The 650-nt window shown below is 26.9% G+C and carries 1 protein-coding gene; it reads right to left on the bottom strand.

The window, feature by feature from the left end:
* Window positions 1-76: 76 nt before the first annotated feature.
* Window positions 77-650, bottom strand: a 574-nt coding sequence (locus OYV_RS04240) for a DUF2963 domain-containing protein (RefSeq protein ID WP_152550849.1), incomplete at its 5' end; no start/stop codon positions are given.

Below are 650 nucleotides of genomic sequence, written 5' to 3'. Positions count from 1 at the left end.
CTTTCAGACTTAAAATAAATAACGACAATGAAGATAATCCAAAGATTTAATATTAATTTTCTTTTCTTATTCATGATTAATAAGTTATTTCTTCTTTAACAGTTCCATCTGGGTTGAAATAGGTTTCTTTTTTTATTCCACCTTTGAGGTTATATTCAGTAATATAGTAAATAGTTTTGCCATCTTCATAGTAATTAGTTCTTTTGATTAGTTTTTCTTCGGAGTTGAATTTCTCAATAGAGGCAATTGTTATTCCATCTAGGTTGTAAAATGTTTTTTTGATTAGTTTTTCTTCGGAGTTGAATTCCCTAATAGAGGCAATTGTTATTCCATCTGGACGATAAAATGTTTTTTTGATTAATTTGCCTTCGTGGTTATATTCAGTAATATAGTAAATAGTTTTGCCATCTTCATAGTAATTAGTTCTTTTAATTTCTTTTTTAGTTTTAGAATCTAATATTTTAATATAACCAATTGTTATTCCATCTGAACGATAAACTATTTCTTTTTCAGTATATCCAACAGATATTAATTGTTCCAAAGTATATCCAGAAGCTTTTAATTCTTGCAAACTAAAACCTGCATCTTTTAATTCTTTCGCAGTATATCCTGCATCTTTTAATTCTTTCGCAGTATATCCTGCATCTTTT

Source organism: 'Chrysanthemum coronarium' phytoplasma (assembly GCF_000744065.1).
Classification (GTDB): domain Bacteria; phylum Bacillota_I; class Bacilli_A; order Acholeplasmatales; family Acholeplasmataceae; genus Phytoplasma; species Phytoplasma asteris.
The sequence above is the reverse complement of the archived record's forward strand: the minus strand, read 5'-3'. Positions and strand labels throughout refer to the sequence as shown.